This window comes from Myxococcales bacterium (assembly GCA_016716835.1).
In the GTDB taxonomy this organism is placed as follows: Bacteria; Myxococcota_A; Polyangia; order Haliangiales; family Haliangiaceae; genus JADJUW01.
In genome coordinates this window covers 2,720,825-2,734,382 of sequence record JADJUW010000001.1, presented here as the reverse complement: position 1 = coordinate 2,734,382, position 13,558 = coordinate 2,720,825, and the positions used below count along the sequence as shown (strand labels likewise).

10 protein-coding genes are annotated in these 13,558 nt (G+C 63.5%); 6 read left to right on the top strand and 4 right to left on the bottom strand.

Going from position 1 to position 13,558, the window contains the following annotated elements; translation table 11 throughout:
* Positions 1–22: 22 nt before the first annotated feature.
* Positions 23–574, bottom strand: a complete 552-nt coding sequence (locus IPL79_12070; protein MBK9071720.1) for a hypothetical protein — start codon at positions 572–574, stop codon at positions 23–25.
* A gap of 103 nt (positions 575–677) precedes the next feature.
* Here IPL79_12070 and IPL79_12065 point away from each other — a divergent pair, with 103 nt between their 5' ends.
* The 4 genes from IPL79_12065 (at position 678) to IPL79_12050 (ending at position 4,591) form a co-directional block, all read left to right on the top strand.
* Positions 678–1,820: a WYL domain-containing protein gene (locus IPL79_12065; protein ID MBK9071719.1), complete on the top strand. Its 1,143-nt coding sequence runs from the start codon at positions 678–680 to the stop codon at positions 1,818–1,820.
* A 28-nt stretch (positions 1,821–1,848) separates the two neighbouring features.
* Positions 1,849–2,820: a WYL domain-containing protein gene (locus IPL79_12060; GenBank protein MBK9071718.1), complete on the top strand. Its 972-nt coding sequence runs from the start codon at positions 1,849–1,851 to the stop codon at positions 2,818–2,820.
* A gap of 93 nt (positions 2,821–2,913) precedes the next feature.
* Positions 2,914–4,014, top strand: a complete 1,101-nt coding sequence (locus IPL79_12055; protein MBK9071717.1) for a hypothetical protein — start codon at positions 2,914–2,916, stop codon at positions 4,012–4,014.
* Positions 4,015–4,429: 415 nt separating this feature from the next.
* A complete protein-coding gene (locus IPL79_12050; GenBank protein MBK9071716.1) occupies positions 4,430–4,591 on the top strand; it encodes a hypothetical protein in 162 nt (53 codons plus the stop codon).
* Here the strand turns inward: IPL79_12050 and IPL79_12045 are convergent.
* The 3 genes from IPL79_12045 to IPL79_12035 form a co-directional block, all read right to left on the bottom strand.
* Entirely contained in the window at positions 4,588–5,820 is a 1,233-nt protein-coding gene (locus IPL79_12045; GenBank protein ID MBK9071715.1) for an acetyl-CoA C-acetyltransferase, read from the bottom strand. The genes IPL79_12050 and IPL79_12045 overlap by 4 nt on opposite strands.
* A 77-nt stretch (positions 5,821–5,897) precedes the next feature.
* Complete coding sequence (locus IPL79_12040) at positions 5,898–8,480, bottom strand: SUMF1/EgtB/PvdO family nonheme iron enzyme (protein ID MBK9071714.1); 2,583 nt, start codon at positions 8,478–8,480, stop codon at positions 5,898–5,900.
* Between the two features lie 123 nt (positions 8,481–8,603).
* Entirely contained in the window at positions 8,604–9,620 is a 1,017-nt protein-coding gene (locus tag IPL79_12035) for a hypothetical protein (GenBank protein ID MBK9071713.1), read from the bottom strand.
* A 67-nt stretch (positions 9,621–9,687) separates the two neighbouring features.
* Between IPL79_12035 and IPL79_12030 the strand changes: the two genes are divergently transcribed.
* Positions 9,688–11,007: a PhoH family protein gene (locus tag IPL79_12030; protein MBK9071712.1), complete on the top strand. Its 1,320-nt coding sequence runs from the start codon at positions 9,688–9,690 to the stop codon at positions 11,005–11,007.
* A gap of 119 nt (positions 11,008–11,126) precedes the next feature.
* Positions 11,127–13,523, top strand: a complete 2,397-nt coding sequence (locus tag IPL79_12025; protein MBK9071711.1) for a hypothetical protein — start codon at positions 11,127–11,129, stop codon at positions 13,521–13,523.
* The last annotated feature ends 35 nt before the right edge of the window (positions 13,524–13,558 follow it).

Genomic DNA, 13,558 nt, shown 5'->3' with positions numbered 1-13,558 from the left:
GCCTGACCGCGATCAACCGCGGCTAAAAATAGTAGCGCGCGCCGAGCCCAATATTGAGGCCAAGGCCAGCGTGCACGCCATCTCCGAGCTCGAGTTCGGCGACGCCCGCGGCCTCGACAAAAGCATCGAGCGGCAGCTCGCGAAAATCGAACAAGAGGCCGGCGACGGCGCGGGCGCCCACCGCAAACGTGCGCACCTCTGCGTCGGCGTCGCCGCGATCGCGGTATTGAATGACGCGTGCGCCAAAGCCGACATACGCGGGCAGCACAAAGCTGGCGTGGTTCTCCAGCACCCACGGGTGGATGACGTAGTCCAGGGTTGCCTGCACGCCGCGGCCGACGAAGGCGGCGCCGACACTGGCCTGCAAGGCGGCGTCGTTGGCGAGGTAGAGGCGCGCCGAGAGGCCCGTTGGCTCGCCAAGGATGAGGCCGACGCCAAATGCGCCCTTCTCGTCGCTGCCAGGCGCGGCCGCGACCGGCGCGCGCGTGCGATCGAGCTCCTCGGCCGTCGCCGGAGGTGCGAGGCCCAGCATCACCACGCCAAGGGTCAACACGGTTGCGCGTATCTGCTTCACCTTGCAGTGGTAGCAAGGTCGAGGCGGTGTGCGCAAGAAAACGCCCGGCAATGGTCGTGGTGAGCAGTTGTCGCGGCGACACCTTCCGCGCTACTAATGGTGCGTGGGGAGCGCAAGCACTAAGCGTGGCAAGCCGGCGGCTGGCAAGGCCGCAGTCAAGCCGACTGCCAAAGCGGGCGGCAAGCCGACGGGGGGCGGCGATGACCCGAGGCGTTCAGATCGCTCCAAGCGCCTGCTCGATCTTGTGATGATGCTCATGCGGTCGCGCTTGCCGGTGGCGTATCGCGAAATTCGCGAGCAATTTGTCGCGTATCAGACCGCAAACGTCGAGGCCGGGCTGCGCGCGTTTGAGCGCGACAAGGCCGAGTTGCTCGAGCTCGGCGTGCCAATTCGCTACATCTCGGCCGAGGAAGATGACTCGCTCGAAGATGGCGGTTATGTCATCGACTTGCGCCGCATGCGACAACCAGAGGTGCACCTGACGCCAGATGAAGTGTCGGCCCTCGTGCTCGCGGCCTCGATGGCGCGCTCGATGCCAGGCGGCGCGTACCCGCAAATCGTCGACCTGGCGCTGCGCAAGCTGGCGTTTGACGTCCCCGATTCACCGGACACGCCGACCGCATTTTTGCAGCAAAGCGGGGCGCAGGTCTTGGTGCACGTGCCCGCTGCCAAGCTGCGCGCCACGGCGCAGCTCGATGAAACCTTTGCCACGTTCGAGGCGGCGACGCGGCTGCGCAAGCGCGTCAGCTTTACGTATCACAATGCGGGCAGCGGCATGACCTCGCGCCGCGAGCTCGATCCGTATGCCTTGGTGCATCGTGAGGGCGCGTGGCTCGCCATCGGCATGTGCCAGCTACGCAAGGACTTGCGCTCGTTTCGCATCGATCGCATGCGCGACGTCGCCATGGCGCCAAAGCCAAAATCACCCGACTTTGAACGCCCGGCGGGGCTCGATATCCGCGCCTATGCCAACCGATCGCCGTGGACGTTTGACGTCGAACCAGCCGAAGACGTCGAGCTGCGCTTTGGTCCGGCGGCGGCAGACGCTGCGGCCGAAGACTTTGGGCCTCACGCGGTGCGAACCGCCAGTGGCGATGCCGCCGTGGTGGCGTTTCCCTGTGGCAACCTCGATTTTGCCGTCCACAAGGTGCTCGCGGCCAAAGGCGCGATTGTGGTGGCCCGGGGCGACCGGCTGCGCGCGCGCCTAGCTGCCGAGGTGGCGTCTGTAGCTGCCTTATATAGTTGAACGTCGCGCGCAAAGGAGTCGACCAGACATGCGAGACATCGGACAAAAACTGCGGCGGCTGCTCTACATGGTGCCGTACGTCGCCAAACACGCCGATGGTGTCGAGGTCGGCAAGCTCGCCAAGTTGCTCGACCTCGATCGCGACGAGCTGCTCGGCGAGCTTGAGCTGCTATCGCAGGTGGGGCCGCCCGATGGCGATCCAGGTGAGTACCTCGCGGTCTCGGTGGAAGAGGGCCGGGTTTATGTCGACCTCGCACATCGCTTGACGCGGCCGCTGCGCCTGACGCCCGCCGAAGGCTGCTCGCTGTTGGTTGGCATCCGCGCGCTGCGCCAAAGCGGGGTCGCGCCGTACGATGAAGCCATGGCCTCGGCCGAGCGCAAGCTGCTCGGCGCGCTCGGCGGCGACGCGGCTGCGGTGGAAGACCTAGCCACCGGCACCGTGGTCGCCGAACCCGAGAGCGTGGGCGCGGCGCAGTTGCGCCAGCTCATGTTGGCGGCGCGCACGAAAAAGCGCGTCGAGGTCGAGGATGTCAGCGCCTCTCGGCATCAGGGGCAGTGGCGCACCATCGATCCGTACGGCCTCGTCTATCACACCGGCGAATGGTACGTGGTGGGCTATTGCCACAAGCGCGGCGATATTCGCACGTTTCGCGTCGACCGCATCGCCGCCATGCGCGCGGGCGACGCCAGCTTTGTCATCCCACGCGAGTTTGACCTCGATACCTATCGCCGCGAGCAGCTCTATGTGCCGTCGGCCGATGCGGTCGAGGTGCGGGTGCATCTCGATCCGCTGGCGGTGACGCGCATCGGCAGCAATTGGCCTGTCGGCGAGGTCTCCTATGGCGACGATGGCTCCGCCGACATCGCAATGGATTGCGAGGGCCTAGAGTGGGTTACCGGCTGGGTGCTCGGTTTTGGTCGCCATGCCCGCATCGTCTCGCCACCCGAGGCGCGCCAAGCATTGGTCGCCAAGCTTGGCGCCATCACGGCGCACCCGTAACTACATTGGCGCACGTTCGGGTGGATAGCGTCGTGACATTTGTGTGTCGCGCACCGCGACGACCCTTTGACGCACGCTTTATGATTAACAACGATGTGGAACGCGTTGGCGCCAGGGCAGCAGAGATTTATCAAGTTTTGGGTTGGTGGCATCGTCGCGATCTACGTCGCGATCATCGTCGTTGCGCTGTTTGTGATTTCTAACGAGAAGCAGCAGTCCAAGCGAAACCATGCCCTCCGCATGGATCCAGCCAAGGCCGAGCCCGGGCAGACGGCGCCCGATCCGCTGCCCGCGACGGGCAATTTTGTCACCGTGCACACCGGCATGTACGTCGAAAATATCGAAACGTTTTCGATTCGAGACTTAAACTGGAGCGCAAATTTTTACGTGTGGTTTCGCTGGCAGGGTTCGCCCGAGCTCAACCCCGCCGGCACCATGCAGCTAGTCGATGCAACCATCGACAAGCGCGAGCTCGTGGAGTCGTATGCCGGTCCCGACGGCACCAATTATCAGCGCGTACGCATCACCGCGCGCATGTTCAAGCATTTTAACACCACGCGCGTGCCGCTCGACGATCACCTCATGACGATTGGCATGGAAGATAGCGTCCACGACGCGTCGCAACTGCGTTATGTCGCGGACACGGCGTCTAATATTAGCTCGCGCGCCAAGATTCCCGGCTACGACGTCACCGGCTTCGAGACCGTCGTGAAAGGCCATACCTACAAAACCAGCTATGGCGATCCGCGCTTTACCAATAGCTCGCGCAAGACCTTCACCAAGTTTGTGGTTGGCATCTCGGTTAAGCGCGCCTCGATGGGCCTTTACTTCAAGCTGCTCCTTGGCCTCTTCGCCGGCATCTTGCTGACGTTTGCTAGCTTCTTTGTCCGCCCATCGGAGGGCTCACGCTTTTCGTTTCCAACCGCTGCCTACTTCGGCGCCGTCGCCAATTCGTATCTCACTGGCCAGCTCCTGCCGCCATCGGGCACGTTTGGCCTGATCGACTACGTCCAAGGCCTTGGCCTCTTCACTATTTCCATCTGCCTCGCCGCGTCGCTCTATTCAGGCATCATCTACAACATTCGCAAGGACGAGACCTTCTCCAAGATGCTCGATCGGGCGACTCGCGCAACCATCTTGATTGTCTACGTTGCCGCCAACATCGCGCTGCCGTTCGCCGCCTTCAGCAGGTAGCGCCGCTTCGCGAGCGCAATCGCCAATTCCCGGCGCCTGCGTTGAAGGCGTTGCCGACACGTGCGAAATTGCGGCAATGGCCTACATCTTAGCTGCGCAGCGCGAGGACGATGTAGCGGCCGCATTTGGTCGTTACCAAGCCTACTTGCGGGCCAATGCCGCTCGATTTCCCGTTTCCGCGCACGCGTTGGCGACGTCAGATTGGTATTTCGATTTTAGGGACCATCGGTGCCCTCACGATGCCTGGCTTGGGTCGGCCACTTTTGATGAGTCAGAGCAACGCGCTCGTAGCGAACGGCGATCGCTTTCGCTTGTGGTGCGGCTGCTTGGCGCATTTCACGACGGCCTCATAGAGCTTCGCTACCCAAACGTTTTCAGCTACCAAATGGCAGGGGCGGAGCTCTCAGGCGGCCATATGGATTGGCGTTATGATGAGTTTCGCGTGGACGCTCACGGCCGCGTGGAGCACGAAATCGAGTGGAGCGGCGCCAACGAAACCGCCCGCTGGCTCATTGTCGCATCGGACGTGATTTACAGTTGGAAAGACGTGACCGCGGTAGCCAGCGACGCGATCTAAACGCGCTCAATGATCGTCGCGATGCCCATGCCGCCGCCGATGCACAGCGTGATGAGCGCGGTGGCCTTGCCGGTGCGCTCGAGCTCGTCGAGCGCGGTGCCGAGCAAGATGGCGCCGGTGGCGCCGAGCGGGTGGCCGAGTGCGATGGCGCCGCCGTTGACGTTAACCCGGCCGAGGTCGATCTTGAGTGCTTGCGCGGTTTGCAATGGCACCACGGCAAAGGCCTCGTTGATCTCCCACAGGTCGATGTCGGAGGCCTTCATGCCAGCCTGCGCCAGCGCGCGCTCAGACGCCGGTGCGGGCGCGGTGAGCATGATGATCGGCTCGGCGCCAATGGTGGCCATGGCGCGAATCTTGGCGCGTGGCTTAATGCCAGCCTTCTTACCCCATGCCTCGCTGCCGAGCAGTGCGAGCGCGGCGCCGTCGACGATGCCCGACGAGTTGCCGGCGGTGTGCACGTGATTGATCTTGGCGATGTCGCCGTAGCGCTGCAGCGCGAGCTGGTCGAGGGTTTCGCCCTTAGGGCCAACCGCGGTTGCGCCCATCTGTTCGAACACGGCCTTGAGCTCGCCAAGCGAGGCTACCGTGGTGTCGGCGCGCGGGTGCTCATCGCGCTCCAGCGCGACGCTGCCGTCGTCGTTCTTTACCGCGAACATGCCCTTGGCGAAGCGTTTTTCTTCGATCGCGGTGGCGGCCTTTTGCTGGCTGCTGGCGGCAAACGCGTCGACATCGGCGCGCGAGAAGCCGTACTTGGTGGCGATGAGGTCGGCCGAGATGCCTTGCGGCACCATAAACAAGCGCTCGCGCAGCTTCATGTTGTTGCCATCGAGGCTCATGACGTCGGTGCCCATCGGCACGCGCGACATGGATTCGACGCCGCCGGCAATCACGCAGTCTTGAAAGCCCGAGCCAATGCCCATGGCGGAAAAATTAATCGCCTGCAGGCCCGAACCGCAAAAGCGATTTACCGTGGTGCCGGTGACGTTTTCCGGCCACTGCGCCGCAATCACCGCGTTGCGCGCGATGCAGGCGCCTTGCTCCTGGGCTTGCGTGACGCAGCCAATGACGACGTCTTGCACGTCGCTTTTGGTTAGCCCTGTGCGCGCCGCCATGGCGTTGAGAGTTTGCGCTAGCAGCTCCTGCGGATGATGATTTGCCAGCCCGCCTTTGCCGGCCTTGCCGCGGCCGCGCGGCGTGCGAAGAGTGTCATAGATAAATACGTCTGCCATGGTGGGTCTCCTTGCCGGGAATGTGCGGCAAAGACGCCGCGAAATCAACCGGCGCCCCCGTATCGCGTTGTAATTCGCTACACCGTGCGCGCGAGCCGCATGCCGATGCGCGCCGAGCGCTCGCCGGGGTGATACGTGCGCGTGTGGCCGATGCAGCACTCGGTGTTGCCGTCGCACCAGGCGCCGCCCTTGGTGCCGTAGCGCGTCTGGCCGTCGCGATACACGACCACCCAGTCGGCGACGCCGCCGGCGCAGTCGAGCACGCCATAGGGCGAGGTGTCGGCGGCAAAGGCGCCGCTGATTTCGGGTTGGGCGCGCTGCGGCCGCGAATCGCGAATCTTGCAGAAGGCAGGGTCAAAGTGATTGCCCCATGGGTAGTTGCGGCCATCGACCCCGCGCGCCGCTTTTTCCCATTCTTCCTCACTGGGCAGGCGAAACTGCAGCCCGGTTCGGCTCGACATGTAGCGCGCGTAGGCCTCGCAACAGGTGATATCGACGCCAAACACCGGCAGGTCGAGCGGATCGACTTGATCGACCATGCGGCGAATGCCATCGGGCACGAAATCGTGGCCGTTCCATTCCCACAGGCTCGCGCCGATCGGGGTGCGAGGGCTAAGCACCGCAACCTGGTCTGGCGTCGTGCGCGCGACGGCGGTGAGAAATTCCAGGTATTCGCGAAACGTCACCGGCACGCGGCCGATCGCAAATGAAGGGATATCAACCAGATATTTGCGATCGGTCGGCGTGGCGCCGCCGAGCAGCGCGGGGCCACCTGGAATCAGCACCTCCGAAGGCTCGAGATGAATGTGGTCGAGCATCACCAACTCCATCGCTTGCTGGCCTGAACCGGAGGCAAAGATCGGGTAGGTCAGGCGCCGCGCGCCGTCCTCGACCACGATGCTATACGCACCCGGGGTGAGCTGCAGCGAGGTGGGTAGGGTGAGGGCTTGTTCGCGCACCGGCACCATGCGGCGATCGCGTTCCTTGAACACGACGAGCTTGGCGCGCACGTCGCCGACGATGCCGAGCAAGAGGCCGCTTGATGCCGACTCGACGTCGACGATGTCGGAGAGCTGTTCGAGCTGGAGATGAATAAAGCGCTCGGCGTAGGCATCGCCGCGTTCGCGGGCGTTGCTGAGCTCCTTGAGATAGACCGCCGCTAGCGCGGTGCGCGCCTCGGTGTTGCCGGGGGCCAAGTCGAGCACGGCCTCCATCTCGGCGACGGCCGACTGCAGGGTCTTGGCCGCGAGCAGGTCCATTACGCCAAGCCGGTCTTCGGCGTCCCACAGGGTGCGCTTGGCCTCGGGGCCATCCCACGGCTTGAGCTTGTGCGCGAGCTCGCCGATTTGCGCGACCTGTGACGGGCGGGCATTGCAAAGCTCGAGGTAGCGATCGACGAGGTCCTTGCCCATCTTGAGCCGGGTTTCGGCGTCGCGGGCGCGGCGATCCATTTCCTTGCGGCCCTCGATCGCGGCCTCGACGTCGGCGAGCAAGTGGCTGACGGTTTGGTAGCGCTCGTGCGGCTGCAGCGCGATCGCCTTCATGCAGGCATCCGAGATATCTTCGGGGACCTCCGGGCGCACCTGCCGTGGCGAGGGCGGCGACTGCAGCATCGGCGTGCCGCCCTTGACGCGGTTTTTCTGGATCGAGCTGCTGTTGGCAGGAAACGCCTGACGAAACGTCAAGATCTCGTAGAGGATGGCGCCGAGCGCAAAGATGTCGGTCTGCGCGCTGGCGGCGCCCGATACCAATTGCTCCATCGGCATATAGCCAAACGTGCCGCCACGCACCGAGCGATTGCTGCCGCCCACCGACATGCCCCAGTCCGCGACCAAAACCTCGCCGAAGTTACCGACGAGGACGTTGCTCGGCTTGAGATCGCAGTGAATGACGTCGCGCGAGTGGGCAAAGCGCACGGCTTCGCACACTTGCAGAAAGCAGCGCAAGAGGCGCGCGAGCGACCAGCCGCCCACCGAGGTGCGGTCGGCAAAGGGCGTCGGCGAGATCTCGCGCAGGGTGTCGAGCACATCGGCCAGGGTTGGCTGTTGCGCCAGGCGCATCACATAGAACGGTATGCCGTTGGGCGTGGTGCCGGCGTCGTACACCGGCACGATGTTGGGATGCTCGAGATGGCAGGTCGTCTTGGCCTCGGCGGTTAAGACCGAAACAACGTCGGTGCCGATTAGCTCGGGCCGTAGCGCCTTGATCGCAACATGGCGATCGAGCTCGGCGTCAAAGGCCTCGTACACCACGCCCATGCCGCCCACTGCGAGCACGCGGGTCGACGAGTAACGCGTGGTCGCGGCAAACGCCGGTGGCGGTTCCTTGGCTTCTTTAGTCAACGGAATCTGTCCGCTGATGCGCGTCTGCGTGCGGCGCCGCTCGTTGGGGTTTTCCACCGAAAGCTCGCGTGGCGCGGGCGCCTTGGCATCGCTGGCAAACCACATCAGGTGGGTGTGGCGATCGGTGTGTGGCGCCTGCGACGCGGCCATCGAGATGCGCAGCTCGGCCTCGGTCATGCCACCCGCGATGATCCAAAGCGACGGATCGAGCGTGGTCGATTCGCCGATCAGGCGCTCAACGTGCAGCACCTTGGCGAGCGAGAGAAATCCTAGTTCGAGTGCAGTTCGGCCGATTCGCCGAAGATCATCCGCTGTCATGTCCTTGCCCCCAAGCCCTATTATTGTAAGCCGAATTACCAAGCCTTCGGCTACGCGCGGTGCCAGCTTTGCGCCGGTTTGCGATGTGCGCAAAGGAGCACAAAACCACACCGCGGCGTCGGCCTACGAGGTCGGCGCCACGATATGCAGCGCCCGCGGCAGATTTTCGATGTGGTAGCGCGCTCCATCGGGAATCTCTTCGCCATCGACCTGCGCCTTGATGCGCCGCCCGGCATTGCCGTACACGTCTAGTTCGAAGCGCTGGCCCGTCCGTGACGGCTCGCGCTCGACGCCGAGCGCACGCAGGCGATCTTCGGTAAGGGGACTTAGGCGAAACGTTGTTACCAGCTTGGTTAGAAAATCGCGACGACCTAAGATCGGCGTCATCTCGAAGAGGCCGTCGTCAGAGCGTGTCGCGGCGTCGAGCACCCAATCCCCGGAGAACACGCGCGTGTTCTTAATGACCAGGTCGAGCAGCGCTTCGTAGTGCCAGACGTGATCGTCGACCTTGGCAACCAGATCGAATTTGGTGTCGATGAGATAGGTTTGCAGCATGCGCCGCAGCAGCGCCCCGGCGTATACCGCCTGGCTGTGATAGATCGCCGAGAGCCCGGGCAGCCGCGACACCAGCGCGCGGTCGCGGTTGCGGGCGCGCAGGGTGGCACCCGAGAGGCCGACCGAAAACGAATCAAAGAACATGTCGCGATGGATGACGTCGCCCGCCGCATCAAAGACGGTGAGCCGGCCCGCATCCATGCTGACCACGCCGTTGCCGCACAAGATCTTGACGTTCGCCTTGATCGCGCGCGCGCCGGCGCGAATCCCCACGGACTTGCCCTGATCGTTGGCGGTGCCGATGGGCAAAAGGCCGAGCTTGACCGAGTCCGGCTGCCGCGCGCTCAGAATACCCTTGGCGACCTCGGCAAAGGTGCCGTCGCCGCCCATTGCGATGACGAGTGTCGTGCCGTGTGTGTCAATGTGCCGCGACACATTGGCCACGGTTTTTCCTGCCGGCTCGGTCGCCATGAACTCGCAGGCGATGCCGACCGCTGCAAGCTCCTCTTGCGCGCGCTTGATCCATCGCGCCGCGCGTCCAGTCTGCGCGGTGGGATTGCCAACAAGAAGCGCAGGCTTCGGCATTTTTACCGGTATAGCCCAGGTTGATTTCTGCCACAAGTAATCGAAAACCCGATCGGTTCCGGCAACAATGCCGGCAATGGCCGTCAAGAATTATGTGCTCGACACCAACGTCTTGCTGCACGATCCGCAGGCGTTATATTCCTTCGAAGACAACCACGTCGTAATTCCGATCTACGTGATCGAGGAGATCGACACCTTCAAGAAAGACCTCTCTGAGCTCGGGCGCAACGCGCGGCAAATCGCACGCATGCTCGACAAGCATCGTGCCAGCGGCGGCCTGGCCAAGCCACAGCCGCTCGAGCATGGCGGCACCGTGCGCGTCGCGATGTCCAAGGAACAACACAAGAACCCCAGCTACGACTCGCGCACGATGGATCAGCGCATCCTCGAGACCGCGCTCGATATCGCCGCCGAAAAACCGCCGCTGCCAACCATCCTGGTCACCAAAGACGTCAACATGCGCATCCGCGGCGATGCGCTCGGGCTGGCGACGGCGGACTATGAGGCCGATAGCATCTCGATGGATGAGCTCTATCCCGGCAATCGCGAGCTCGTGGTGCCTGCCGCCACGGTTGATGCCTTGTTTGCCGATGGCTCGGCGGCGGTCGCCGCGACAGATCTCGCCGCAAATGAATACGTGCTGCTGCGCGACGAATCGGGCGCTAAGTCGGCGCTCGGCAAATTCGACAAGACCTCACAAAAGGTCCACGCGATCAAGAAGCTGCGCGAGGGTGTGTGGGGCATTCGCCCGCGCAACAAGGAGCAGCACTTTGCCCTCGATTTGCTGCTCAACGACGACGTCAAGCTGGTGACATTAGTCGGTAAGGCCGGCACCGGCAAGACCTTGCTGGCGCTCGCCGCGGGCCTGCAAAAGGTCACCGAAGACCAAGCGTACTCCAAGCTGTTGGTATCGCGTCCCATCTTCCCGCTTGGACGCGACATTGGCTTTCTCCCTGGTGACATCGAAGAAAAGCTCAATCCGTGGATGCAGCCGATCTATGACAATCTGGAGTTTCTGCTCGGCCTCAACCGCAACGACACGCGCGATGGCCGTAGCTATGCTGAATTGATGGAGCTGGGCTTTGTCGAGATCGAGCCGCTAACGTATATCCGCGGCCGCTCGCTGCCCAACGTCTACATGATCGTCGACGAGGCGCAAAATCTGACGCCGCACGAGGTCAAGACCATCGTCACGCGCGCCGGCGAAGGCACCAAGATCATTCTCACCGGCGATCCGTATCAGATCGATAATCCCTATATCGATTCGTCCAACAATGGGCTTACGACGGTCGCCGAGCGCTTCAAGCAAGAAATGCTTGCGGGCCACGTGACGCTTTCCAAGGGCGAACGCTCGGCGTTGGCGGAACTCGCAACGCAGATTCTGTAGCGCCGTCGCGGCTAAGCGTCGCCAATTACATATATAGGCTTCGCCCGCACATGTAGGTCTCGCTCGAATTGAGCCGACGCTACCTTGGTCTCGGCGTGGGCGCGTGTTCAAATTTGCCCATGAAACACCTAGCGACTCGATTTGTCATGGTTTGCGCGCTCGCGCTGATGGCGGTCATCGCAACCGCACCTGATGCAGAGGCCGTGTCTCAGATCTACTACGGCAGGACGCCGCCGGCTGCGACGAATCTGCGTCTCATCGGCTATATCGATGGCACGACGTACACGGTGACGGAGCTGCCCTCGCAGACCCTGATCACGAGCGGCACGGTCAATCGGTTGCAGCGCGTGACCATCGACATGGGCGGCTCGGCGCGACGTTTTCGCGTCGACGTCTCCGAGCCGATGCTAATCCAGATGGAGCGCGATTGCTGTTCGTTTACGGGCGACTATTTCTACCCCGCGCTTGACGGCAAGAAGTTCTATTCGACGGCGTTTATTATTTCGCCGATCGTCGTCGATAGCATGCCGGCAACTGTGGTGCATGCGCGCGATGCCGCGACGGTCGAGATTCGCGATAGCGTGGGCACCCTGGTGACATCACAGGTTATGACGGCCGATTCGTCGTGGACCGTACCAAGCCTCACCTCCGGCGCCGTATATACCGTGGCCTCCACCGGGGTCATCGCCATCCAGAGCACGACGGGCAATGGGTACACGCAAGTGCCGCCCGTGCCGGACGCCGGCGGCGCGCAGGGCGAAGACTGCGATAACGACGACGGTAAGACGTTTTTCTTTGCAACCAATGGATGGCAGCGCGGCGCGTTTGCCGTGTTCAATCCCGACACAACGGCGGCGGTATTTACCCTCTACGATCTAAGCACCGGCCTTGCCGTGCCGGCGCTGACTGACGTCAACGTCGCCGGGGGCGCGGTCTACTACAATGGCGACCGCAGCACCGGCCGGTGGAAGCTTGTAGTTTCGAGCGGATCGGTCTCGGTGTGGTCGGGCGACACGGAGGGTGGCAACGCGGTCGAGCACATGGGCGACGATCTAACCAGCGCGATTGGGCGGGCCAGCCGATCATTTCTGATTCACTCGCAAACTCAAGGCGCCATCATCTTTGCGGTGGAAGACGCGACGGCGGTGACATATAGCAACGGTGGCGCGCCGACCGTCACGACGATCGACGAAGATGGCTTCATCGTGCTGGCCTCCGGCAGTCTATGGACGATCAACGCCGACAAACCAATTAATATTCAGGTCACCGGCGGCAACGGGCTTAACGACTGGGCGATGGTGCTGCGGCCGATGCCGCGCTTTGACCGCGATGGCGATGGCCTGCCCGATATCCAAGAAGGCGCGTGTGACCTCACGGCGCCCGATACCGACGGCGACGGCCTCGCTGATTACCTCGATGCCGACGACAACGACGGGCCGCTCGGCGATCTCGACGACGACGGCGTCAACAACGTGACCGACATCAATGACGCCAACCCCAACGTGTGCCGCGACGTCGACACCGATGGCTGCGATGACTGCACCAACACCGGCGTGGGTGGCTCGGGCGGCGCGGTGGGCAACGACGGCGACGATTTCGATGGCGATGGCCAGTGCGACGCCGGCGACGGCGACGATGATGATGACGGCGCGCTCGACGGCGACGACAGCGACGACGCCAATCCGCTGGTCTGCTCCGACAGCGACAGCGACGGCTGCGAGGACTGCAGCAATGGGACCTTTAGCCTGGCGCTCGACGGCACCGACTTCGACGGCGACGGGCAGTGCGATGACGGCGATGGCGACGATGATGATGACGGCGCGCTCGATGACGACGACAGCGACGACGGCAACCCGCTCGTGTGCTCCGACAGCGACGGCGATGGCTGCGAAGATTGCAGCAACGGCACGTTTAACCTCGGCGACGACGGCAGCGACTTTGACGGCGATGGCGCCTGCGATGCCGGCGACGCCGACGACGATGATGACGGCGCGCTCGACGGCGACGACAGCGACGACGCCAATCCGTTCGTGTGCTCGGACAATGACACCGATAGCTGTGAAGACTGCAGCGGCGGGTCGTTCAGCCTCGCGCTCGACGGCGCCGACTTCGACAGCGACGGTCAGTGCGATGCCGGCGATGACGACGACGACAACGATGGCGTCGATGATGTCGACGACAACTGCCCGCTGGACGCCAACACCGACCAGGCCGACGTTGACGACGACGGCATCGGCAACGCGTGTGACGATGACTTCATCGACGGCGACGACGACGGCATCGAAGACGCGCTGGATAATTGCCCGAGCGACGCCAATGCCGACCAGGCCGATGAAGACGGCGATGGCCTCGGGGACGCATGCGACGATACGGCGCCGCCCGGCGAGGTCACCGTCGGGGGGGGCGGTGGCTGTGCCTGCCGCACGACCGGTGGGCCTAGCGCCAGCGCGCCGGTGTTGCTCGTGGCGATGGCGCTGCTGTGGCGGCGGCGCGCCTCACCGAGACGGCTGGTCTAAGCCTCGGCCTCGGCCCCCGCGACGAACCGTCGGCG